Genomic DNA, 22,124 nt, shown 5'->3' on the forward strand with positions numbered 1-22,124 from the left:
CGGGATGGAGTTCGTCGTGCAGGCGCCACCGCCTGTTTTGCGGCCCTTTGTCGCGGGCTACACCGGCTATCGGGAGGCGGGGCCGGAGCCGAGGGTGCACCGTGGCCTGCCGTCGCCGTACCTCACGTTGATCGTCACCCTCGACGAGCCGCTCGTGATCGCGGTGCGTTCCGACGGGAGGGCGGGGCCGGAGCGGTACGACGCGTTCGTCGGCGGTCTGCACACCAGCTCGGCGCTGATCACCCATGACGGGCGTCAGTCGGGCATCCAGCTGGCGTTGACGCCGCGGGGCGCGCGGGCGCTGCTCGGCCTTCCCGCGGGGGAGATGGCGGGCGCCGACCTGCACCTGTCGGAGGTCGCGGGAGGCTGGGCGGGGCGGTTGCGTGAGCGGGTGCTCGAAGGCGGGGCCGACGGCTGGGCCGGGCGTTTCGCGGCTCTCGACGCCGAGCTGCTGGCCCGGGTGAGTGTGGAGCGGGTGATGCCGGCCGAGGTGGCGCGGGCCTGGGGGTTGCTGACGGCCTCCGGTGGTACGGCGAGCGCGGCCGAGCTGGCCCACGCGGCGGGCTGGAGTGGCCGTTACCTGAGCCGGAGGTTCGCCGCGGAGATCGGTCTCCGGCCGAAGGAGGCGGCGCGGGTCGTGCGTTTCGACCGGGCGCGGCGGAGGTTGCGGCGGGCGGCGGCGCTGGGGGAGAGGCTGACGCTGGCGGATCTGGCGGCCGGGTGCGGTTACTGCGACCAGGCTCATCTGGCCAGGGAGTTCGGTGCGCTCGCGGGGTGCCCGCCGAGTCGCTGGCTGGCGGAGGAGTTCCGAAACGTCCAAGCCTGGGGTGCCGCGCTGGCGGAAGACTCGGGTTCATGAGCAACAACACTTCACAACCCCGGGTGTGGCCCATGTTGCGCGCCCGGAATCCTCGTGATCTCATCCGTTTCCTCACCGAGGCGTTCGGTTTCGAGGAGAGCGTGGTGTACGGCGACGGCGAGCGGGTCGACCACGCCGAGCTCTCCTGGCCGCTCGGCGGCGGTGTCATGCTCGGCGGGACGCGCGACGTCGCGGACGATCCGTGTGGGCTGGTGCCGGGTACGTTCGGCGCCTATGTCGTGACGGACGCGCCCGATGAGCTGTTCGCCAGGGCGGTCGCCGCGGGGGCGCGTCCGGTTCGCGAGCTCACGGACACCGACTACGGTTCCCGTGACTTCGTCGTCGCCGATCCTGAGGGCAACCGGTGGTCGTTCGGTACCTACGGGGGGCATGTCGCGGAGTGAGGCGCGGGCCACGGGGTCGTCCCGTGGCCCGCGCGTTCACCGGCCTTCGGTTCCGGCCAGAAGGTCAGTGGGTCAGGGGGTCAGGATGTCGTCGATGGCGGCGTGCAGGTTGGGCTGCGGGCCGATGTGGTGGGGGTCGCCGGTGGGCTGGGCCGTTCCGGTGAGTTTGAGGGTGTCGCGGACCTGGGCGGGGGTGAGCACGCCGCTGTTGACCTTGGCGACGCCCTGCAGGGCGGCGACGGTTCCGGCGATGACGGCGCTGGCGCTGGAGGTGCCGTTGAAGGAGCCGTTGTAGAGCTTGTTCGGGTTGGTCTCCGAGGGGGTCAGTTCCTGCCAGCCGGGGACGCCCAGTGTCGCCACGCAGGCGCCGTAGGCCTGGACGTCCAGGCGGGAGCCGTAGGTGGAGAAGGACAGGGCGGTCCGCTCGGCGGCCGGGCTTGAGCCGGTGCAGTTGGTTCCGCCGGGGCTCGGGGGTGCTCCCGCCCCGACCATGATGGCGCCGGAGTCGGGGCGGCCCATGATGGTGGTGGCGTAGGTGTCGGTGGTGTCGTCGAGGTTGTTGCCGCCGTTGCCCGCGGCCTCGACCACGGTCACTCCGGCGGCGACGGCCAGGACGGTCTGGTCGTAGACGCTGCCGTCGACCTCCCAGGGGTACCAGGGGCCGCCGCCGCCGGACGGGGTCACCGCGACCTCGTACAGGATGACGTCGCCCGGTCCGGAGTGGGCGGTGGCGTAGGCGACGCTGTCGGGTACGGCGGTGCCGGACACGTGGAGGGTGGCGTTCGGGGCGATGCCGGCCATGCCGACGCCGTTGTCGTCCTGGGCGGCGATCACTCCGGCGACGGCGGTGCCGTGGGCGACGGAGGAGTCATGCGAGCAGGGGTCGCCGAACAGGGACGGCACCTGGACGATCTCGCCGGTCGCGACGCGTCCGGCGAGGTCCTCGTGGCAGAGGTTCCACTGGTTGGTCAGCCCGTTCAGTTCGACGGGGCTGTGCCGGTTGGTGGTGGTTCCGTCGCCGAGCTGGCCGCTGCTGTTCATGCCCCAGACGTAGAACCACTGGCCGAGTTTGGTGATGGTGTGGGCCAGGCCCGCCACGGCCGCCTCGCTGTTGGCGGTGGTGGCGGTGGGGGAGTGTCTGTCGGTGGTGGTTCCGTCGCCGAGCTGTCCCTGGTTGTTGTCGCCCCAGGTGTAGGTGGTCGAGGAGACCGAGGAGGTGGTGGCGACGCTGTGCTTGGTTCCTGCGGAGACGCCGTTGACGTTGGTCAGGCCGGTGACGGAGACCGGGGTGGTGCGGGTGGTGGTGGTTCCGTCGCCGAGCTGGCCTTCGCTGTTGTCGCCCCAGGCCTTGACGGTGCCGCCGGTGATGAGGGCCAGGTTGTGGTCGCCGCGGCTGCTGACCTGGCCGACGTTGGTCAGGCCGGTGACGGTGGCGGGGGTGGTGTGGTTGGTGGTGGTTCCGTCGCCGAGCTGGCCTGCGCCGTTGTTGCCCCAGGCCTTGACGGTGCCGTTGGCCATCAGGGCCAGGGAGTGGACGCCGCCCGCGGCGATCGTGCCCGGTCCGGCGGCCACGCCGGTGAGGCCGGGGACGGTGATGGCGACGGGGGAGTCGGAGCCGGCGTAGCCGAGTTGTCCCTGGCTGTTGTCGCCCCAGGCGCGTACGGTGCCGTCGGACAGGACGGCGAGGGAGTGGCCGATGCCGGCGCTGATGCCCACGGCGTTGTAGATTCCGGCGACCTGTACCGGGACGGTGCTGTCGGTCAGGGTGCCGTTGCCGAGCTGGCCCTGGCTGTTGTCGCCCCAGGCCCAGACGGTGCCGTCGCTCTTGAGCGCGAGTGAGTAGGCGGCGCCGGCGGAGACGGAGGAGATGTCGGTCAGGCCGGGGACCTGGGAGGGGACTGTCTTGGCCGTGGTGTTGCCCAGGCCGAGCTGGCCCTGGCCGTTGTCGCCCCAGGCCCACACCTGCCCGAGTGTCGGTGACCAGGAGACCATCAGGGAGTGGTCCTCGCCCGCGGCGATCGTCTGTGCGCCGTAGGAGGGGATGACCGGGGACTGGACCTCGATGTCGGTGACGGTGATGCCGTCGCCCTTGCCGCCGGTCTGGGCGTTGGCGTAGTCGGCGTCGACGCCGCCGCCGGCCGGGGAGCCGGTGGCGTTGCGGTACTTCTGGTGTGAGGCCAGGGGTTCGGTGGGGGAGACGAGGTTGGGCCTGGCCTGGGCGATCTCGACCGAGGGCAGGGCGTTGAGGTCCTTCAGCAGGCCTTCGACGCCGCTCTTGGGGGCGGTGACGACGAACCAGGAGTTGAGGTCGGGCAGTTGCCTGCCGGTCTTCCTCTCCAGCTGGAGGCGCCGTTCGGTGGTCTTCGTCTCGGAGGTCGAGGACAGGGGCCTGATGGAGGCGTCCTTGTACTTGGCCAGGACCTTCTGGATGTCCGCGGTGTCTCCGGAGTCCTTGGCGACCAGGCCCTGCCCGCGCAGCCGTACGGTGAGGCCGGGTTTGAACTTCACCGTGAGCTGGGTGGTCGAGAAGCCCTTGGGCAGGGGGGCGTGGGTTCCGGGGGCGGTGGCCTTGTCCTTGCTGTGGTCGTAGGCGGGGGCGGGTTCGGCCGAGGCGGGGCCCGCGGTGACCACGCCGGACAGTGCGCCGACGGCTATGGCGAGTAGAGCGGCGGCGAGTCGTCGTCCGGTTCGCCGTTGTGGGGGAGATCCCGCGTGACCCCGGGTGGCGGAGTGATCTGGCACCGAATTCTCCTCTTTTCTTGCTCGTCGTCCTCTGTGGTGCGTGGGTGCCGCCCGGTGTTCGTGACTTTGGGCATGCGGGCACGCCGAATGGCGCGTTTCCCACGCGATGGGTGTTTGTTGTGAAACCAAGGGAGCCGACGGGTCAGCATAGGCCGATCACATGTGTGAAAATCAACTGTGAATTTGATTTACACGGTTGGCTTCCAGGTGGATGCGCAGCGTCATTGTGCCGGCCCTTGTTATGGGAGATTGGCTGTCCACCGGCTTGACAAAATGGATTGCGCACCATATTGAATCTGTTGATTCACTGAGGGTGACGCGTTTCTGTGAAGGAAGAGCAATTCGGGGTTTCCCGATGCGTTCCGTCCTGTGGAAATCACTCTGGCGGCATTTCCCGCCATATGGGGAGTTTTCCGGGAGGGGGTCAGCGGGGCGGGCGCAGGGCGCCTGCCGAGGCGGACATGAACGCGGCGAGCAGTACGGGGATGCCCAGCGCGGCGGGCAGGCCGACGATCTCCGCAGCCCCGCCGATGAGGGCGGGCCCGGCGACCAGGCCCGCGTAGCCGATGGTGGCGACCTGGGCGATGGAGGCTCCGGCCCGCTGCGGGTCGTGGTTGCCGGCCGCGGAGAAGACCTGGGGCACGATCGTGGACAGGCCGAGGCCGAACAGGGTGAAGCCCGCGACGGCGACGGGGACCTGGCCGACGAGCAGCGCGGCCCCCAGGCCTGCGGTGGCCAGCAGGCCGGAGACGCGGACCAGGCGGACCGGGCCGAAGCGCAGGGCCAGCCGGTCACCGGCGAGGCGGCCGATCGTCATGGCGGTGGAGAAGGCGGCGAAGCCGAGGGCGGCGACGCCCTGCGAGGAGCGCAGGTCCTCGAAGAGGTAGACGGCGGTCCAGTCGACGGCGGCTCCCTCTCCGACGAGCCCGGCGAAGGCGACCACGCCGATGAGGACGATCCAGCCGTTTCTGCGTGTCCCGGCGGTGGCCTGGTCCTGTGACGGCGCGGCGGGCGGGGCGGGGGGCAGCAGGTGGCGTCCGGCCAGGAGCGACGCCAGGGCGAGGGTGACGCCGGTCGTGGCCAGGGTGGGGCCCGCTCCGGCGCCGAACCAGGCGAACAGGCCGCCGATTCCCGCGCCGAGGAGGCCGCCGACGCTGTACATGCCGTGGAAGCCGGACATGAGGGGGCGGCCGCAGGCGCGCTCGACCTCGACGCCGTGGGCGTTCATGGAGACGTCGAGGGAGGCGTTGACGACGCCGTACAGGAAGAGGGCGGCGATGAGCAGGGGCAGGGTCGGGGCGTAGCCGGGCGGGATGACGGCCAGGGCCGTGACGACGGCGGCGGGGGTGATGACGCGGGCGCTGCCGAAGCGGTCGGTGAGGCGTCCGGCGAAGCGCATTCCGACGATGAGGCCGGTGGTGAGGGCGAACAGGCCGTAGGCGAGCTGCCCGTTGCTGAGGCCGAGGTCGCTCTTGACGGCGGGGATGCGGGCGGCCCAGGCGCCGGAGACGGTGCCCAGCGCCAGGAAGAAGAAGGACACGGCCAGGCGGGGAGCGGTGAGGGCGGCTCCCCGTTCGCGGTTCAGAGGGAGTCCTGACGGTCGAAGGCGGCGGTGGCCGCCTCGATCCTCGTCATGACGCTGAGCGCGTCGCGGAGGGTCTGGGTGTCGAGGAAGCCGAGGAGGTGGCGGAAGTCGGCCAGGCCCGCGTCGGCGATCCGCTCGACGAGGGTGCGGCCCGCGGAGGTCAGCTCGACCCGCCGCACGCGGCGGTCGTTGGGGTCCTCCCGGCGGGTCACCAGGCCGTGGCCGACGAGGCGGTCGACGATGCCGGTGACGGTGCCGAGGCCGACGTCGAGGTGGTGCGCGAGGTCCTGGCCCGAGGCGGAGTCCCGGTAGGCGAGGAGCATGACCACTTTGAGCTGGCGCATCGTGAGGTTGGTGTCGAAGAGCGGAGAGGGCGCCCTGCGCTGGGCGAGGAATCGTCCCAGGTCGCGCTGTAGCTCACCGATGCGGCTGATCAGTCGGTCGCGTTCGTCGTCCACACTCACCCTCTCGCTTCCTGAGAAGGTTATCAGGAAAGCTAGACAGCGTTAAATATTCGCATAATGCGAAGTGTTAGGCTGGAGAGAACTTACTGTGTCGTACCCCTCAGGCCCTTAGGAGTCCGCCCCCATGACCGCCCTGGCCAGGTTGAGTCTTGCCAACCGCAGCCTTGTCATAATGATCGCGGTCGTGTTGAGCGCGTTCGGCGCCTTCGCGATCCCCTCGCTCAAACAACAGTTGCTGCCCTCGCTTTCGTTTCCCGGCGCCTTCGTGGTCGCCCCTTACCTGGGAGCCTCCCCCGAGATCGTCGAGGAGCAGGTCACCAAGCCCATCGAGGACAGCTTCCAGGGTCTTGAGGGGGTCACCGAGGTGACCTCGACCTCCCGCGAGGGGATGGCGCAGGTCCAGGTGTCGTTCGAGTACGGCACCGACATCGACGCCTCGGTGAGCGAGATGCAGCAGGCGATCTCCCGGATCGGCTCCCAGCTGCCCGACGGCGTCGACCCGCAGGTCCTGGCAGGCGGCACCGACGACATCCCGGTGCTGGTGCTGGCGGTGTCCGCGGGCGGTGACCAGCGGGCCACAGCGGACAGGATCAGGCGGATCATGGTGCCCGCGCTGCAGGGCGTCGACGGGGTGCGCGAGGCCACGGTCACCGGCACCCGGGACGAGACCGTGGTGGTCACCCCCGACACCAAGAAGCTCGCCAAGCACGGCCTGGCGCCGACCGCGGTCGCCGACGTGCTGCGCGCCAACGGCCAGCCGATCCCCGCGGGCAGTCTCACCGAGGACAACCTGTCCCTGACCGTCCAGGTCGGCGACCGGATCACCTCCATCGAGGACCTGGAGAACCTCTACCTGCAGCCCGCCGCCCCGGCGCAGCTCCAGCAGCAGGGGGCTCAGCAGAGCCGTACGGCGCAGGCCCAGGCGGCGCAGGCTCAGGGCGCCCGTGGCGCGGGGGCGCAGCGGCCGCCGGTCGCCGTGGCGGCCCCCAAGCCGCCCAAGCCCGTCAAGCTCGGCGACGTTGCCACGATCGAGCGCTCGCAGGCCGACAGCACCTCGCTGACCCGCACCGACGGCGAGCCGAGCCTGGGCGTCTCGGTCACCATGAAGCCGGACGGCAACGCGGTGGCCATCTCCCACGCGGTGAGTGAGAAGCTGCCGGAGCTGAAGAAGGAGATCGGCGACTCCGCCAAGGTGAGCGTGATCTTCGACCAGGCGCCGTACGTGGAGCGTTCGATCGAGGACCTCACCACCGAGGGCCTGCTCGGCCTGGCCTTCGCGGTGCTGGTCATCCTGATCTTCCTGCTGTCGGTGCGCTCGACGCTGGTGACGGCGATGTCCATCCCGCTGTCGGTCGTCATCGCCCTGATCGCGCTGTGGCTCGGCGACTACTCGCTGAACATGCTGACCCTGGGCGCCCTGACCATCGCCGTCGGCCGCGTGGTCGACGACTCGATCGTGGTCCTGGAGAACATCAAGCGTCACCTGGGGTACGGCGAGGCCAAGCGGGACGCCGTGCTGGCGGGTGTGCGCGAGGTGAGCGGCGCGGTCACGGCCTCGACCCTGACGACCGTCGCGGTCTTCCTGCCGATCGCGGTGGTCGGCGGCATGGTCGGGCAGCTGTTCGCCCCGTTCGCCGTCACCGTGACGGTCGCGCTGCTGGCCTCGCTGCTGGTGTCGCTGACGGTCATCCCGGTCCTGGCGTACTGGTTCCTCAAGGCCCCCGTGCTCAGCCCCGAGCAGGCGCGCGCGATGCGCGAGGAGGCCGAGGCCAAGGAACTGCGCAGCCCGCTGCAGCGGATCTACCTGCCGGTTCTGCGCTTCGCCACCAAGCGCAGGCTGATCACCGTCCTGGTCGGCGTCGTGATCTTCGTGGGCACGATGGGCCTGGCGGGGCAGCTGCAGACCAACTTCCTGGACTCCTCCGGCCAGAACACCGTCTCCCTGACCCAGAAGATGCCTCCCGGCACCGACCTGGCCACCACCGACGCGGCGGCCAAGAAGGTCGAGCAGGTGCTCTCCTCCGTCAAGGAGGTGGAGACCTACCAGGTCAACGTGGGCGGCGGTGGCGGCTTCATGGGCGCCGCCTCCGGTGGCGGCGGCGGGGACCGCGCCTCCTACTCGATCACGGTGGCCGACGGCACCGACACCGCGGCGCTGGAGAACACGCTGCGCGACCGGTTCAAGGGGCTCACGGACGCCGGTGAGATCACCGTCGGCGGCTCCCAGGGCGGTCCGGGCGGCGGCTCGACCAACCAGCTCCAGGTGCTCGTGCAGGCGCCGGACATCGACACGCTGCGCGGCGCGGCCGAGACGGTGCGCGGCGCGATGGCGGACATGGGCGGCCTGCGGGACGTCTCCTCCAACCTGGAGGCCAGCGCCAAGCGCATCGAGGTCCGGGTCGACCGGAGGAAGGCCGCGGAGAAGGGCCTGACCGAGGGCCAGATCGGGCAGTTCGTCGCGCAGTCCTTCCGGGGCGCGACGCTGGGCCAGGTCACCCTGGACGGCCGGGCGAGCGATCTGATCCTGCGCAGCGGCGACGCCCCCGAGGACATGGCCGAGATCGGCAGGCTGAAGCTGCCGACCGCGACCGGCACGGTCAAGCTGTCCGAGGTCGCCAGGGTGTCCAGGGTCGACGGCCCCACCCAGGTGACCCGGGTCGACGGGGAGCGCAGCGCGACGGTCTCGGGTACCTCGACCGCCAGCGACCTGGGCGCCCTGACCACGACGCTGACCGCCAAGCTGAAGGACCTGAAGCTGCCCGACGGCGCGCGCTACACCATCGGCGGCGTGAGCGCCGACCAGAGCGAGGCGTTCGGACAGCTCGGCCTGGCGATGCTGGCCGCCATCGCGATCGTCTTCATGATCATGGTGGCGACGTTCCGCAGCCTCGCCCAGCCGCTGGTGCTGCTGGTCTCCGTGCCGTTCGCCGCCACCGGCGCCATCGGCCTGCTGCTGGCCACCGGCACCCCGCTCGGCGTGCCGGCCCTGATCGGCATGCTGATGCTGATCGGCATCGTCGTGACCAACGCCATCGTGCTCATCGACCTGATCAACCAGTACCGTGAGAGCGGCCTGGGCGTGGTCGAGGCGGTGATCGAGGGCGGCCGCAGGAGGCTGCGGCCGATCCTGATGACCGCGGTCGCCACGATCTTCGCGCTGATCCCGATGGCGCTCGGCCTGACCGGCTCCGGCGGGTTCATCTCCCAGCCGCTGGCCATCGTGGTCATCGGCGGCCTGGTGTCCTCGACGCTGCTGACGCTGGTGCTGGTGCCGACGCTGTACGTGATCCTCGAACGGACCAAGGAGCGGCTGAGCCGCGGGTCCAGGGCGGGCAGGCACGAGGCCGACGCCAAGGTCGAGGACGACAGGCTGACCCCGGTCGGCTGACCTCCGCCTCACCATCCGCCGCCCGCCGTACCCCGCAGGAGGGGGACGGCGGGCGGCGGCGCGCCTACCCCCTGGCGGGTCCGGAACGCGGGCGGCAATAGACTGAGGCAACGTGACTGCCAAGCCTCGCATCCCCAACGTTCTGGCCGCCCGCTACGCCTCGGCGGAGCTGGCCCGCCTGTGGTCCCCCGAGTACAAGGTGGTGGCCGAGCGCCGCCTGTGGCTGGCGGTGCTCGCCGCGCAGGCCCGGCTGGGGATCGCGGTGCCCGAGGAGGCCGTCGCCGACTACGAGAAGGTCGTCGAGCAGGTCGACCTGGCCTCCATCGCGGAGCGCGAACGGGTCACCCGCCACGACGTCAAGGCCCGCATCGAGGAGTTCAACGCGCTGGCCGGGCACGAGCACGTGCACAAGGGCATGACCTCGCGCGACCTCACCGAGAACGTCGAACAGCTGCAGATCCGCGACAGCCTCCTGCTGGTGCGCGACCGGTGCGTGGCGCTGCTGGCCCGTCTGGGCACGCTGGCCGCCGAGCACTCCGGCACCGTGATGGCCGGGCGCTCGCACAACGTGGCCGCGCAGTCCACCACCCTGGGCAAGCGGTTCGCCTCGGCCGCCGACGAGCTGCTGGTCGCCCTGGCCCGGCTTGAGGAGCTCATCGCCCGTTACCCGCTGCGCGGCGTCAAGGGGCCGGTCGGCACCGCGCAGGACATGCTCGACCTGCTCGGCGGCGACCGGGCGAAGCTGACCGCCCTTGAGGACCACGTCGCCGGGCACCTGGGCTTCGCGAACCGGCTGACCAGCGTCGGGCAGGTCTACCCCCGGTCGCTGGACTACGAGGTCGTCACGGCGCTGGTGCAGCTGGCCGCCGCCCCCTCCTCCCTGGCCAAGACCATCCGGCTGATGGCCGGTCACGAGCTCGTCACCGAGGGCTTCGCCGAGGGGCAGGTCGGCTCCTCGGCCATGCCGCACAAGATGAACACCCGCTCCTGCGAGCGGGTCAACGGGCTGACCGTGGTGCTGCGGGGCTACGCCTCCATGACGGGCGAGCTGGCCGGCGACCAGTGGAACGAGGGCGACGTCTCCTGCTCGGTGGTACGGCGGGTCGCCCTGCCCGACGCCTTCTTCGCCTTCGACGGGCTGGTCGAGACGATGCTGACCGTGCTCGGGGAGTTCGGGGCCTTCCCCGCGGTCATCGCCGCCGAGCTGGACCGCTACCTGCCGTTCCTGGCCACGACCAAGATGCTGATGGCCGCGGTGCGCGCCGGGATGGGCAGGGAGAGCGCCCACGAGGTGATCAAGGAGCACGCGGTCGCCTCCGCGCTGGCGATGCGCGAGCGCGGCGTGGGCAACGAGCTGCTTGAGCGCCTGGCCGCCGACGAGCGCTTCCCTCTCGGCCAGGCCGAGCTGCGGGAGCTGCTCCAGGAGCGGCTGTCCTTCACCGGCGCCGCCGCCGACCAGGTCGCGACGGTCGTGGTCAGGATCGAGGAGGTCGTCGCCCGCCACCCGGCCGCGGCCGCCTACACCCCGGGCGCGATCCTGTAGCTCTACCCTTTCCGGATTTTTCTGGACCTTTCTGGAGCCCCCCATGGAGTTGACCTCCGCCGAGGACGTGGCCGCCGCCTGCCAGGACGACACGATCGTCATGTGGGCGGCGCAGGGAATGCGCCCCGGGATCCGGGCGTGGGCGCACGGGGAGGCGGTCGCGGTCGCCAGCCCCGACCTCAACCGCCGCGACCGGCTCACCGTCCGGGGCCCCGCCGGTCAGGTCGCCGTTCTCGTACGGCGGGTGCTGCCGGAACTGGCCCCCTCCTACCGGGTCATGGCGGAACGGGACCTGGCCGGGGAACTGGTGGGCCTGTTGCCCGGCTCGGGCCCGGTCCGGCCGTTCGAGTGGATGGAGACCGCGACCCCGCCCTCACCGCAGGACTCCGGGGAGGAGGAGACCGGATGGCTTGAGGAGAGGGACGCGGAGGTCGCCGCCCTGCTGGCCGAGGCGGCCCCCGCGGCGTGGGCCGTACCGGGGCTGCCGGGGATCCGCCGCTGGGCGGGGGTGCGCGCGGCGGACGGGAGCCTGGTCGCCACGGCCGCCGACGCCTGGTCCTGCCCGGAGGTGGGGTTCGTCGCCGGGGTGGCGACCGTCTCCGCGCTGCGCGGCAGGGGATACGGGCGGCGGGTGTGCGCCTTCGTCTTCCGGTCGCTGATCGCCGCGCACGGCAGGGTCGCGCTGGTCGTGGACACCGACAACCGCGCCGCGATCGGCGTCTACGAGCGGCTCGGCATGCGCCTGCGCCCGGTCGCGGCCCTGGCGCCGTTCTCCGCCGGCTGAGGCGACCGGGCCACTTCGTGGAATTGGCCGTTCTCCGCGGGAAGGGGCGCAGGACAGGATGCGGTCATGACATTGACGGTATCGCTCAGCTCCCTCGCCGCCGTCGCGGTGATCTCCCTCGGAATGGTCCTCACCCCCGGCCCCAACATGCTCTACCTGATCTCACGGTCGGTGACGCAGGGCCGGGGGGCGGGCATGATCTCCCTGGCGGGTGTCGCCGCCGGGTTCCTGGTCTACCTGGCCGCCACCGCGGCGGGGATCGCGGTGCTCTTCGCGGTCGTGCCCGCCGTCTACACCGCGATCAAGCTCGCGGGTGCGGCCTATCTGCTGTGGCTGGCCTGGAAGGCGGTGCGCCCCGGGGGCGGCTCCGTCTTCACCCCCGGCGAGACGCGTTTCGACCCGCCGGGCAGGCTGTTCTCGATGGGGCTGGTCACCAGCCTGCTCAACCCCAAGATCGCGGTGATGTACGTGTCGCTGCTTCCGCAGTTCCTCGATCCCGCGCACGGCGACGTCGCGGCCCAGGGCCTGACCCTCGGTCTCGTGCAGGTCGTCGTCTCCCTGTCGGTCAACGCCCTGATCGTCCTGGGCGCCGGGTCCGTCGCCTCCTTCCTGACGGGCAGGCCGCTGTGGTCGCGGGTGCAGCGCTATCTGATGGCCACCGCCCTGGTGGGGATCGCCCTGCGGGTCGCGACCGACCGCTCGCGTGCCCTGGTCGCCGTACCGTAGCGACGATCTTGGGCGAAGCGGGGAATATGGGACACTGCTGTCGTGCTCACCGCCGTGCTCGCCTTCATCGCCGTCGCACTGGTTCTCACCGTCTCCCCGGGCCCGGACACCGTGATCGTGCTGCGCACGACGATCGCCTCGGGCCGGGGGGCCGGGTCGCTCGCGGGGGCAGGGGTGATCCTCGGCTGCTACGTGTGGGGGATCGCGACCGCGCTCGGCCTGACGGCGCTGCTGGCCACCTCGGACCTCGCCTACACCGCCGTCAGGATCGCGGGCGCCGTCTACCTGACCTGGCTCGGCGCGCGGGCGCTGTGGAAGAGCCGTTCCGGCTCCGCGACGCGCCGGGAACAACCCGAGGGGGAACCCGTGACCGGCGCGTGGAAGGTCATGCGGACCGGGTTCGTGACCAACCTCCTCAACCCCAAGGTCGGGGTCATCTACATGACGCTGCTGCCGCAGTTCGTCCCCCACGACGCGGCCGTGCTTCCGACGACCCTGCTGCTGGTCACGGTGCACGGCCTGCTGGGCGCGGCGTGGTTCGTGCTCGTGGTCTGGGCCGCGCACGCCCTGCGCGGCGGGCTCTCCCGGCCGTCGGTGCGCCGCCTCACCGAGCGGCTGACCGGCCTGGTGTTCATCGGCTTCGGCATCCGCCTGGCCGCGGAGGCGCGCTGAGGACCGGCCGCGGGGACGGGGTCAGTCGCCGAACCAGCCGGGCACGTCGAGCCGGAACACCTGGCCCGCGGTGAGCGCGCGCAGATCCGCCTCGAACGCCCCCATGCGTTCCCGTCCCAGCGTTCGCGCCCAGCGCTCGCGCAGGTCGTCGAAGATGCGGGCCGAGAGCGCCAGGCTCTCCAGGCCGTGGGGCGTGAGCCGTACGATCTTGCGCCTGGCGTCGCCGGGGTCGCAGGCACGCTCGACGTAGCCCAGCCGCTCCAGGGTGGCGACGGTCTTGCCCGCGGCCTGCTTGGTGATCCCCAGGCGTCTGCCGAGCTCGACGGCGGTGGTGCCCTCGACGCCGATCGCCTGCATGACGAAGCCGTGCATCGGCCGCATGCCCGGGTGCCCCCGGCGGGCCAGCTCGGCGTGGAGGTCGTCGATGAGCATCCGGAAGCCGATCAGGAGCCTGAGCGGAAGCTCGAAGCCGGGAGGATCACTGGGCACGGTCGGTAACCTGGTTCGCCGATTCGACAACTACGTTTACGTTGTCCACCTTAGGAGCTCCCTCCGGCCCTGTCACCCGAGGCCCGCCCCGGTGCCCGTTCCGCCGGACAGGACGATCGCCACCGTAGGTCGTGATTTTTCATGTGTTGTCCTCACTTTCAAGGGCATACGGATGGCAGCCAAGCAAGAGGGAGTGTGGACCATGACAGTCACCGGCATCATCACCGCCATCGTCATCGGAGCGATCATCGGCGCGCTGGGCCGGCTGGTCGTCCCGGGGCGGCAGGGCATCCCCATCTGGCTGACCATCGTGATCGGCATCGTCGCGGCCCTCATCGGCACCGCGATCGCCGGTGCGCTGGGCGTGGCGAGCACCCGGGGGGTCGACTGGATCGAGCTGCTCATCCAGATCGCCCTGGCGGCCGTCGGCGTCATCGCGGCCGCGGGCCTGTACGGCAGGCGCGGCGTGCGGTGACCGGTCCCGCGCGGACCTGTGAGCGAACGCGGAACGGCCCCGGCCGGGGAGAACCCGGCCGGGGCCGTCCGGCGTGTTCAGGAGGTCCGGCGCGTCACTCTCCGCGCGCCTTGGCCAGCGCCGCCTCGAAGGCGTCCATCTCCCGCTGGAGGCGGTCAAGGCCCGCGGACGGCAGCCAGGCCATCACCCGGGCGACCCCCGCACGCTCGCACGCCTCCAGCACGGCGGGGTCGGCCGGCGCGGCCATGACCACCGTCACGACCGTCCGTCCCGCGTCCTCGGCCCTGCGCCGGAGCTCACCCACCCGGTCCAGGACGTCCGGCGCGTAGTTCGGCAGCCAGCCGTCGCCGTAGGAGAGCACCCGGTCGAGCACCCGGGGGCCGGTGCCGCCGACCAGCACGGGGGGATGAGGGCGCTGCGCGGGCTTCGGCCAGGAGAGGATCGGGTCGAAGGAGACGAACTCCCCGTGGTACTCGGCCTCGTCCTGGGTCCAGATGCGGCGCATCGCCTCGATGTTCTCCTTCATCACCGCGAAACGCCGCGCCGGGTCGACCCCGTGGTTGCGGATCTCGGGTTCGTTCCAGCCAGCCCCCACGCCGAGCTCGAACCGGCCGCCGGTGAGGTGGTCCACACTCGCCACGGTCTTCGCCAGGCTGATCGGGTGGTGCTGCGGCACCAGGCAGACGCCCGTCCCGACCCGCAGCCGGGTCGTGACCACGCCCGCGGCCGTACAGGCGGTCAGGGCGTCGTAGGTGTGCGCGTACTTGCGCGGCAGCGTCCCGCCCTCCGGCGGCACGGGAGGCTCCCCCCAGGCCTGGATGTGGGTGTGCTCGGTGAAGAGAAGGGCGTCGTGACCCCGTTGCTCGACCAACTGGGCCAGCACACCCGGGCGGACCGCGTCATGCGTAGCGAAATATCCGAAACCAGATTCCATGGCGTCCCCGTCTCCCACGGAGGGCGGGTACGGCACCGCTGTGCCGCACCCGCCCCGATGTCATCGGAACTTCATCTGAAGCGGCGGAGCCGGAGGCTGTTGCTCACCACGAACACCGAGGAGAACGCCATCGCGGCTCCGGCGATCATCGGGTTGAGCAGTCCGAGCGCGGCCAGTGGCAGCGCGGCCACGTTATAGGCGAACGCCCAGAACAGGTTCCCCTTGATCGTCGCCAGTGTACGGCGCGACAGCCGGATCGCCTCGGCCGCGGCCCGGAGATCCCCCCTGACCAGGGTCAGGTCGGCGGCCTCGATCGCCGCGTCGGTCCCGGTGCCCATCGCCAGGCCCAGGTCGGCCTGGGCGAGCGCGGCGGCGTCGTTGACCCCGTCGCCGACCATGGCCACCGAGCGGCCCTCGGCCTGCAGCCGCCTGACCACCTCGACCTTGCCCTCGGGCAGCACCTCGGCGATCACCTCGTCGATGCCGACCTCGGCGGCGACCGCGCGGGCCGCGGCCTCGTTGTCGCCGGTCAGCAGCACCGGGGTCAGGCCGAGGCCGCGCAGCCGCTCGATCGCCTCGGCGCTGGTCGGCTTGACGGTGTCGGCCACGACGAGGACCGCGCGGGCCCTGCCGTCCCAGCCGACCGCGACGGCCGTACGGCCCGCGGCGTGCGCCGCCTCCACCGCCCGCTCCAGCTCGGCGGGCAGGTGCTGAGCCCAGTCGGCCAGCAGCCTGGGCCTGCCGACGACCACGGCGTGGCCGTCCACGACACCCTGGACACCGAGTCCCTCGACGTTGGCGAAGTCCTCGGGCGTGGGCAGCTCGCCCACCCGTTCGGCGGCGGCGCGGGCGACGGCCCTGGCGATGGGGTGCTCGGAGGCGTGTTCGAGGGCTCCGGCCAGGCGCAGCACTTCGTCACGGTCCTCGCCCTCGGCCGGGTGCACGTCGGTGAGGGTCATCCGGCCCTCGGTGACGGTGCCGGTCTTGTCGAGCACCACGGTGTCGACCGTACGGGTCGACTCCAGGACCTCGGGGCCCCTGATCAGGATGCCGAGCTGGGCGCCGCGTCCCGTGCCGACCAGCAGGGCGGTCGGGGTCGCCAGGCCGAGCGCGCAGGGGCAGGCGATGATCAGCACCGCGACCGCCGCGGTGAAGGCGGCCGAGGCGCCGCCCCCGGTGCCGAGCCAGAAGCCGAGCGTGGCCACGGCCAGTGCGATCACGATCGGCACGAAGATCCCGGAGACGCGGTCGGCCAGGCGCTGCACCTGCGCCTTGCCGGTCTGGGCCTCCTCGACGAGCTTGGCCATCCGGGCCAGCTGGGTGTCGGCGCCGACACGGGTGGCGCGGACCAGCAGCCGGCCGCCCGCGTTGACGGTCGCGCCGGTCACCGCGTCGCCGGGCCGCACCTCGACCGGGACGGACTCGCCGGTCAGCATCGAGGCGTCGACCGCGGAGGAGCCGTCCTCGACCACGCCGTCGGTGGCGATCTTCTCGCCGGGTCGTACGACGAACAGGTCGCCGACGGCGAGCTGGTCGGCGGGGACACGGACCTCGCGTCCCTCACGCAGCACGGCCACGTCCTTGGCGCCGAGTTCGAGCAGGGCCCGGAGCGCGGCGCCGGCGCGGCGCTTGGAACGGGCCTCGAAGTAGCGGCCCGCGAGGATGAACGCCGTCACCCCCGCCGCGGCCTCCAGGTAGATGTTGCCCGACCCGTCGGTGCGCTCGATGGTGAACGCGAACGGGTGGGTCATGCCGGTGGTGCCCGCGCTGCCGAAGAACAGCGCCCACAGCGACCAGCCGAAGGCCGCCAGGGTGCCGATGGAGACCAGGGTGTCCATGGTCGCCGTGCCGTGGCGCAGGTTGGTCCAGGCGGCCCGGTGGAAGGGCCAGCCCGCGTAGACCACGACCGGCGCGGTCAGCGTGAGCGAGAGCCACTGCCAGTTCGGGAACTGCAGCGCGGGGACCATCGCCATCGCGATCACCGGTACGGCGAGCGCCACGGAGGTGATCAGGCGGTCACGCAGTGGCCGAAGCTCCTCGGCCGCCTCCGCCTCCTCGTCCCGGCTCTCGCCCGCCGACGGCGCGGCGGGCGGGTCGGGCAGCTTGGCGGTGTAGCCCGCCTTGGCCACTTCGGCGACCAGGTCCTCGGGACTGATGTCCCCGGAGTAGGTCACCTTGGCCTTCTCGGTCGCGTAGTTGACCGTCGCGGTCACGCCGTCGAGCTTGTTCAGCTTGCGTTCGATGCGGTTGGCGCAGGAAGCGCACGTCATGCCGCCGATCGAGAGTTCGACCGCGCCGCCGGAAGCCGGGGCCCTGTCATCGGTGAGGGGGGACATCGTCTCTCCTTTCTCGGTTCTCGGTTCGCGCCCTCGTCAGTGGGCGTGTCCTCCGTGGCCGCCGTGTCCGGCCTGCTCGCCGGTCCCCGAGGCCGGGGCGGCGGCCTGGCCGGTGCGCACGGTGAAGCTCGCGGTGCGCACGACCCCTCCGTGCTGGAAGTCTAGGAAGAGCCGGTAGGCGCCACGGCTGGGCACCTCGGTGTAGAAGGTGATCCCGGGGCCCGCGGCGGTCCTGCCGTCACCGGGCTCCCCATCGGGGTGAACGTGCAGGTAGGCCAGGTCCCCGTCGCGCAGCGCGACCAGGTGGCCGTAGGCGCCCAGGTAGGGCTGCAGGTCGGTGACGGGCCTGCCGTCCTTGGCGACGCTCAGGGTGAGCTTGCTCAACGCGCCGGGGGTCAGGTCGCCGTCGAGAGTGACGGTGTAGCCGTCCACGGTGGTCGTACGGCTCGCCGCGGGCAGCGCCGCGGGCCTGTAGTCACCGGGGGCCAGCAGGTCGACGCCCAGGGTCAGCGCGTCGCCGCCCTCGGGGGCGAAGTCGGCGAACGCCCGGTAGGCGCCCGCGGCGGGCAGCGTCAGCGGCACCGACCACTCGCCGCCCCCGGCCTCCCGGGGATGCAGGTGCCAGAAACCGCCGAGGTCGCGCGAGACGACGATGAAGTGCAGCTTCTTGTCGTGCTGGACCTGGTATCCGGTGACGGGCCTGCCGTCGGGGCCAGTGACGGTGAAACGGAAGTCCGTCTCCTGGCCGGGCTCGACGGTGGTGGTCCGCGGAGTCAGGGTGTAGCCGTTGTTCGACACTTGAAGTCCTTCCGGTACGGACGTCTCGCCGGAGGCGGGTGAGGCGGTCGTGTGGGGTGTGGCCTGGGGGGTGAGGCCGGCGGTGTCCGCCGCCCTGCCCGCGCCGAGGGCTCCGCCGAAGAGAACGGCGAGGCCGAGAAGGTAGGCCCCCAGCCTGGCTGGGGTGTTCATGCGGGATCGACCACTTCGTATCCGGCGGTCCGCACCGCGGCCCTGACCGCGTCGTCGCTGACCGGGCCCTGTCCGCTCACCGTCACCAGGCCGGTCGCCAGGTCCACCTCGACGCCGGTGACGCCGGGAACCTCGCCGACCTCCTCCTTGACGGAGCTGACGCAGTGGCCGCAGGTCATGCCCTTGACGGTGTATGTGGTGGTGCTCATCGTCTTCTCTTTCCGTTCTTCTCTCGTGTGCCCGGTCAGGACCTGACCAGGCGCGCGATGGCGTCGGTGGCTTCCTTGACCTTGCTGTCGGCCTCGGCCCCGCCCTTGGCGGCCGCGTCGGCCACGCAGTGGGCCATGTGCTCCTCGAGCAGGGACAGGGCGAAGGATCTCAGCGCGTGGTCGGCCGCGGACACCTGGGTGAGGATGTCGATGCAGTACTTGTCCTCGTCGACCATCCGCTGCAGGCCGCGGACCTGGCCCTCGATCCTGCGCAGCCGCCGGAGGTGGTCCTCCCTGTTCGCGGTGTAGCCGCTCATCTCCCTCTCCTCTCCGGTGGTCGCTTCACCCTTCACAACACGGTACCCCCCTACCGTATTCCGGACTCTCGGGATTCCGGTTCCCGGTTGATACCCTGGGGGGGTACTGGAATGACCATAACATACCCCCACGGGGTTGCCTCCCTCAAGGTGTGCGCCCCTCGTCGTGTCGATCGCGGAGAGTGGCGCGTTCATTACTCATTGTTATTACATTGTTTGGAGTAATGGCACGGAATCGATGCCTTTGCCTCTCTGGGGTGACCCTTTCAAGGTCTTTCTCATTAGCGTGGTCTTTAAGTCCACGCCGTGTCGGCGTCTTTTTGAGATGCCTGAACGGTGTTCCCGGCGACCTGGGACCACCAGGGCGCATCCATCACGACATGGAGTGATCACTCATGGTCAAGCAGATTCTCGCGGCCGGTGCGATGGTGGCTTCCGCTCTCGCCGCCCCCGTGACGATGCCGGCTGAGATCGCCAACGCCTCGACGGCGCCTCAGGCCCTGTCGGCCGGTTCCGTGCACCTCACCCAGAGCAGTCTCGTCCTGCGGCCCTGCCGTCACGGCCGATGCCACCGCGGTGGCGGAGGCGGCGGCGGAGGCGGCGGAGGCGGTGGCGGTGGCGGAGGCGGTGGCGGCGGTAACCATAGCGGCGGCGGAGGCGGCGGCGGCGGAGGCGGAGGCGGCGGAGGCGGCGGAGGCGGCGGAGGAGGCGGAGGAGGTGGAGGTGGAGGTGGAGGTGGTGGAGGTGGCGGCGGCTGATCCCGCCCGAACTCTCCGCACATCCCGGATGTCCCTCCGGTCGGTCGAGGCCACACGGCCGCCCGCCGGGCAGGGGGACGGCCTCCAGGCCGTACGCCATCCGTTCTCCGGGGGGCGTCTCCGGCGTCAAGGAGAATTCCCTCTTGGCGCCGGAGACGGTCTTCGCCGCCTTTCCGATGCTGTGAGAAACCGATGAGGTGAAAGGCCGATTCCAACCGAAACAATGGAATTCCGATGACCGGCCGCGGGTTTCCCGGCGGCCGGTTTCCGGGCCGGGAGGGAGGCGCCGAGGGGTTTTCGCCGGGCCGTACGGTGGGAGGCTCATCGGCGTGGACGACATATGGGATCTTGTGGTCGTCGGCGGTGGTCCTGCCGGATCCGCCGCCGCCCTGCGGGCCAGGCAACTCCGTCCTGACGCCCGGGTGCTGCTGCTCGACAAGGCCGACTTCCCCCGCGACAAGGCGTGCGGCGACGGCATCGCCGCCCACGGGCACGACGAACTCGCCCTGCTGGGCCTGCCGGACCTGATCGCCGACCATCGGCCGACGCGACGCCTGTCGATCGTCTCGCCCGGGGGAGCGCGGGTCGACGCCACGGTCGCCAGACCGAACCACGTCGTCCCCCGCGCGGTCTTCGACGCCCGCCTGGTGGAGGCCGCCAGGGAACGGGGCGTGGAGGTCCGGCGCCACCGGGTCCGCGCCCTGGCCGTACGGCACGGGCACGTCGTCCTCGACGGCACCGTGACGGCCCGTGCCGTCGTCGGCGCCGACGGGGCCAACTCCGTCGTACGGCGCCTCATCGGCATGCCGGCCTCCCCGGGCAGGCACACCGCGATCGCCGTGCGCGGTTACGCGGACGTGCCCCTGGACGACGACGTCCAGCGCATCGTCATGCAGGGGGAGGGATGGCCCGCCTACGCCTGGTCGTTCCCCGTCGGGGACGGCAGCGCCAACGTCGGCTTCGGGATGCTGCTTCCCCGGCTGCGGGCGACCGGCCTGCCCGGACGCCGGGTCCTGCACGACAGGCTCGCCGAACTGCTGCCCCACCTGCCCGCCCGCGACCTGCGGGCCCACCACCTCCCCCTGTCCCCGGGCAGGCCGGGGGCCGGGGTGGGCAGGGTGATGCTCGCCGGCGACGCGGCCGGGCTGATCAACCCGCTGACCGGGGAGGGCATCTACTACGCCCTGCTGTCGGGCAGGCTCGCGGGCGAGGCCGCGACGCAGGCGCCGGACGACCCGCTGCCCCGGTACCGGGGAGAACTGGGCAGGGCGCTCGGGCGGCATCTGAGGACCACCGACGCGCTCGCCCTGGCCGCTCGTTCCCCCCGGTTCATCGACGCCGCGATCGGTGTCGCCGCCCGGCGGCGGGAGGTGTTCGACCTGCTGGTCGAGGTGGGGCTCGGGGCGGGGACCGTACCGCCCTCCCTGCTCTTCGCCGTGGCCCGCCGCTGGCTCGGCGAAGCCGTACGAGGAGCCTGAACTTCCGGGACTGTTGCCTTGATCACTCTTATGGTAAAGAAGGTTTCCAGTAAGGCGCCTCGACCTCCCCCCATCGAAAGGCCCCCTATGCGACTGCGTTCGCGTGTCCTGAGCATGATCGTGGCGTTAACGGCGGCGACGGCCACCGCCACCCCCGCCCTGGCGGACGGGCCGACCGGCGACATCGTCTACGCCACCCGTAACGGCGGCAAGGTCGTCGCCCTCACCTTCGACGACGGCCCCTCTCCCGACTGGACCCCCAAGGTCCTCGACCTGCTGCGGAGCAGGCAGATCCGCGCCACCTTCTGCCTGCTCGGAAACCAGGTCAAGGCGCACCCCGAGCTGGTGCGCCGCATCGTCGCCGACGGCCACGCCGTCTGCAACCACACCGTCAACCACGACTCGCTCGCCGGCTGGACCCCCGAGGCGATCCGCGCCGACCTGACCGCGACCAACGACGCGATCCGCACGGCGGCGGGCGACCCCAACCTGCCCATCAGGTACTTCAGGGCCCCCTACGCCGCCTGGGGTGCCTCGCCGCAGGTCGCGGCCTCCCTCGGCATGTCGGCCCTGGCCTGGACGATGGACCCCTCCGACTGGGACGGTTCCCCGGCGGACGTGCTCGTCCAGCGGCTGAGCTCGCAGATCTACCCGACGGCTGTCTCGCTCTCCCACGACGGCGGTGGCGACCGCTCGGCGACCGTGGCCGCCTACGGGCAGCTGATCCCGCAGTGGCAGCAGGCCGGCTGGGGGTTCGAGCTGCCCGCGACCACCGGCGGGCCGTACCCGCCCGCGTGCACCTCGCCCGTCTGGCGTGGCCGTGACAGCTACAGCCAGGGCGACAGGGTCTCCCGCAAGGGGCACATCTACCAGGCCCGGTGGTGGACCCGGCTTGAGGACCCGGCCAACGCCTGGTGGGTGTGGGCCGACCTCGGCGTCTGCTGATCCCGGACGGCCCCCGAAGGCCGGGCGAACCGTGCGGCGTCGTGCTG

Annotated in this window: 20 protein-coding genes; 11 read left to right on the forward strand and 9 right to left on the reverse strand. The window is 71.5% G+C overall.

Translation table 11 applies throughout. The features are described from left to right. Positions 1-4: 4 nt before the first annotated feature. Together ACFOYY_RS39110 and ACFOYY_RS39115 are read left to right on the forward strand one after the other, a co-directional pair. Positions 5-859, forward strand: coding sequence for a helix-turn-helix domain-containing protein (locus ACFOYY_RS39110; RefSeq protein ID WP_386196328.1), 855 nt, complete (start codon positions 5-7; stop codon positions 857-859). Continuing rightward, positions 856-1,263, forward strand: coding sequence for a VOC family protein (locus ACFOYY_RS39115; protein ID WP_362911867.1), 408 nt, complete (start codon positions 856-858; stop codon positions 1,261-1,263). Before ACFOYY_RS39110 ends, ACFOYY_RS39115 begins: the two co-directional genes overlap by 4 nt. Before the next feature lie 72 nt (positions 1,264-1,335). On the opposite strand, the gene ACFOYY_RS39120 is transcribed toward ACFOYY_RS39115, so the two are convergent. From ACFOYY_RS39120 to ACFOYY_RS39130, 3 genes are all read right to left on the reverse strand, one after another. Further along, positions 1,336-4,005, reverse strand: a complete 2,670-nt coding sequence (locus tag ACFOYY_RS39120) for a S8 family serine peptidase (RefSeq protein ID WP_386196330.1) — start codon at positions 4,003-4,005, stop codon at positions 1,336-1,338. 424 nt (positions 4,006-4,429) lie between these two features. After that, a complete protein-coding gene (locus ACFOYY_RS39125; protein ID WP_386196332.1) occupies positions 4,430-5,545 on the reverse strand; it encodes an MFS transporter in 1,116 nt (371 codons plus the stop codon). Positions 5,546-5,586: 41 nt separating this feature from the next. Continuing rightward, the gene (locus ACFOYY_RS39130) at positions 5,587-6,054 is read right to left on the reverse strand and encodes a MarR family winged helix-turn-helix transcriptional regulator (protein ID WP_352013304.1); all 468 of its coding nucleotides are present in this window, start codon (positions 6,052-6,054) and stop codon (positions 5,587-5,589) included. Between the two features lie 124 nt (positions 6,055-6,178). On the opposite strand from ACFOYY_RS39130, the gene ACFOYY_RS39135 reads away from it, so the two are divergent. The 5 genes from ACFOYY_RS39135 to ACFOYY_RS39155 all read left to right on the forward strand — a co-directional run bounded on the left by ACFOYY_RS39135 (position 6,179) and on the right by ACFOYY_RS39155 (position 13,167). Next, a complete protein-coding gene (locus tag ACFOYY_RS39135) occupies positions 6,179-9,442 on the forward strand; it encodes an efflux RND transporter permease subunit (RefSeq protein WP_352013305.1) in 3,264 nt (1,087 codons plus the stop codon). Positions 9,443-9,554: 112 nt separating this feature from the next. After that, positions 9,555-10,985 (forward strand): adenylosuccinate lyase, encoded by a 1,431-nt coding sequence (gene purB, locus ACFOYY_RS39140; RefSeq protein WP_386196335.1) that lies wholly within the window; start codon positions 9,555-9,557, stop codon positions 10,983-10,985. Between the two features lie 43 nt (positions 10,986-11,028). Next, the gene (locus tag ACFOYY_RS39145) at positions 11,029-11,769 is read left to right on the forward strand and encodes a GNAT family N-acetyltransferase (RefSeq protein ID WP_352013307.1); all 741 of its coding nucleotides are present in this window, start codon (positions 11,029-11,031) and stop codon (positions 11,767-11,769) included. Positions 11,770-11,835: 66 nt separating this feature from the next. Further along, positions 11,836-12,495: a LysE family translocator gene (locus ACFOYY_RS39150; protein ID WP_386196337.1), complete on the forward strand. Its 660-nt coding sequence runs from the start codon at positions 11,836-11,838 to the stop codon at positions 12,493-12,495. A gap of 42 nt (positions 12,496-12,537) precedes the next feature. Continuing rightward, complete coding sequence (locus ACFOYY_RS39155) at positions 12,538-13,167, forward strand: LysE family translocator (protein ID WP_352013309.1); 630 nt, start codon at positions 12,538-12,540, stop codon at positions 13,165-13,167. A gap of 21 nt (positions 13,168-13,188) precedes the next feature. Here the strand turns inward: ACFOYY_RS39155 and ACFOYY_RS39160 are convergent, their stop codons facing one another. After that, the gene (locus tag ACFOYY_RS39160; RefSeq protein ID WP_352013310.1) at positions 13,189-13,656 is read right to left on the reverse strand and encodes a MarR family winged helix-turn-helix transcriptional regulator; all 468 of its coding nucleotides are present in this window, start codon (positions 13,654-13,656) and stop codon (positions 13,189-13,191) included. 202 nt (positions 13,657-13,858) lie between these two features. Between ACFOYY_RS39160 and ACFOYY_RS39165 the strand changes: the two genes are divergently transcribed. Next, complete coding sequence (locus ACFOYY_RS39165; protein ID WP_352013311.1) at positions 13,859-14,131, forward strand: GlsB/YeaQ/YmgE family stress response membrane protein; 273 nt, start codon at positions 13,859-13,861, stop codon at positions 14,129-14,131. A gap of 94 nt (positions 14,132-14,225) precedes the next feature. Here ACFOYY_RS39165 and ACFOYY_RS39170 read toward each other — a convergent pair whose 3' ends face one another. The 5 genes from ACFOYY_RS39170 to ACFOYY_RS39190 all read right to left on the reverse strand — a co-directional run bounded on the left by ACFOYY_RS39170 (position 14,226) and on the right by ACFOYY_RS39190 (position 18,896). After that, complete coding sequence (locus ACFOYY_RS39170) at positions 14,226-15,065, reverse strand: LLM class F420-dependent oxidoreductase (RefSeq protein ID WP_362911875.1); 840 nt, start codon at positions 15,063-15,065, stop codon at positions 14,226-14,228. 71 nt (positions 15,066-15,136) lie between these two features. Next, positions 15,137-17,401: a heavy metal translocating P-type ATPase gene (locus ACFOYY_RS39175; RefSeq protein WP_352013313.1), complete on the reverse strand. Its 2,265-nt coding sequence runs from the start codon at positions 17,399-17,401 to the stop codon at positions 15,137-15,139. A 36-nt stretch (positions 17,402-17,437) separates the two neighbouring features. Beyond that, complete coding sequence (locus ACFOYY_RS39180; protein WP_386196341.1) at positions 17,438-18,370, reverse strand: hypothetical protein; 933 nt, start codon at positions 18,368-18,370, stop codon at positions 17,438-17,440. Next, positions 18,367-18,579: a heavy-metal-associated domain-containing protein gene (locus tag ACFOYY_RS39185; RefSeq protein ID WP_352013315.1), complete on the reverse strand. Its 213-nt coding sequence runs from the start codon at positions 18,577-18,579 to the stop codon at positions 18,367-18,369. The genes ACFOYY_RS39180 and ACFOYY_RS39185 overlap by 4 nt, the downstream gene beginning before the upstream one ends. A gap of 35 nt (positions 18,580-18,614) precedes the next feature. Further along, positions 18,615-18,896: a metal-sensitive transcriptional regulator gene (locus tag ACFOYY_RS39190; protein WP_352013316.1), complete on the reverse strand. Its 282-nt coding sequence runs from the start codon at positions 18,894-18,896 to the stop codon at positions 18,615-18,617. Positions 18,897-19,472: 576 nt separating this feature from the next. Here ACFOYY_RS39190 and ACFOYY_RS39195 point away from each other — a divergent pair. The 3 genes from ACFOYY_RS39195 (at position 19,473) to ACFOYY_RS39205 (ending at position 22,077) form a co-directional block, all read left to right on the forward strand. After that, positions 19,473-19,850, forward strand: a complete 378-nt coding sequence (locus ACFOYY_RS39195) for a hypothetical protein (RefSeq protein ID WP_386196343.1) — start codon at positions 19,473-19,475, stop codon at positions 19,848-19,850. Between the two features lie 133 nt (positions 19,851-19,983). After that, entirely contained in the window at positions 19,984-21,132 is a 1,149-nt protein-coding gene (locus tag ACFOYY_RS39200) for an NAD(P)/FAD-dependent oxidoreductase (RefSeq protein WP_352013318.1), read from the forward strand. Positions 21,133-21,219: 87 nt separating this feature from the next. Next, positions 21,220-22,077, forward strand: a complete 858-nt coding sequence (locus ACFOYY_RS39205; RefSeq protein WP_386196345.1) for a polysaccharide deacetylase family protein — start codon at positions 21,220-21,222, stop codon at positions 22,075-22,077. Positions 22,078-22,124 lie beyond the last annotated feature (47 nt).

This window comes from Streptosporangium jomthongense (genome assembly GCF_042650425.1).
Lineage (GTDB): Bacteria > Actinomycetota > Actinomycetes > Streptosporangiales > Streptosporangiaceae > Streptosporangium.

Excerpts from the sequence above, each read along its gene's own strand:
- ACFOYY_RS39110 (WP_386196328.1), top strand. The coding sequence starts at position 5 with ATGGAGTTCGTCGTGCAGGCGCCACCGCCTGTTTTGCGGCCCTTTGTC.
- ACFOYY_RS39115 (WP_362911867.1), top strand. The coding sequence starts at position 856 with ATGAGCAACAACACTTCACAACCCCGGGTGTGGCCCATGTTGCGCGCC.
- ACFOYY_RS39135 (WP_352013305.1), top strand. The coding sequence starts at position 6,179 with ATGACCGCCCTGGCCAGGTTGAGTCTTGCCAACCGCAGCCTTGTCATA.
- ACFOYY_RS39145 (WP_352013307.1), top strand. The coding sequence starts at position 11,029 with ATGGAGTTGACCTCCGCCGAGGACGTGGCCGCCGCCTGCCAGGACGAC.
- ACFOYY_RS39150 (WP_386196337.1), top strand. The coding sequence starts at position 11,836 with ATGACATTGACGGTATCGCTCAGCTCCCTCGCCGCCGTCGCGGTGATC.
- ACFOYY_RS39165 (WP_352013311.1), top strand. The coding sequence starts at position 13,859 with ATGACAGTCACCGGCATCATCACCGCCATCGTCATCGGAGCGATCATC.
- ACFOYY_RS39170 (WP_362911875.1), bottom strand. The coding sequence starts at position 15,065 with ATGGAATCTGGTTTCGGATATTTCGCTACGCATGACGCGGTCCGCCCG.
- ACFOYY_RS39175 (WP_352013313.1), bottom strand. The coding sequence starts at position 17,401 with ATGTCCCCCCTCACCGATGACAGGGCCCCGGCTTCCGGCGGCGCGGTC.
- ACFOYY_RS39180 (WP_386196341.1), bottom strand. The coding sequence starts at position 18,370 with ATGAACACCCCAGCCAGGCTGGGGGCCTACCTTCTCGGCCTCGCCGTT.
- ACFOYY_RS39185 (WP_352013315.1), bottom strand. The coding sequence starts at position 18,579 with ATGAGCACCACCACATACACCGTCAAGGGCATGACCTGCGGCCACTGC.
- ACFOYY_RS39190 (WP_352013316.1), bottom strand. The coding sequence starts at position 18,896 with ATGAGCGGCTACACCGCGAACAGGGAGGACCACCTCCGGCGGCTGCGC.
- ACFOYY_RS39205 (WP_386196345.1), top strand. The coding sequence starts at position 21,220 with ATGCGACTGCGTTCGCGTGTCCTGAGCATGATCGTGGCGTTAACGGCG.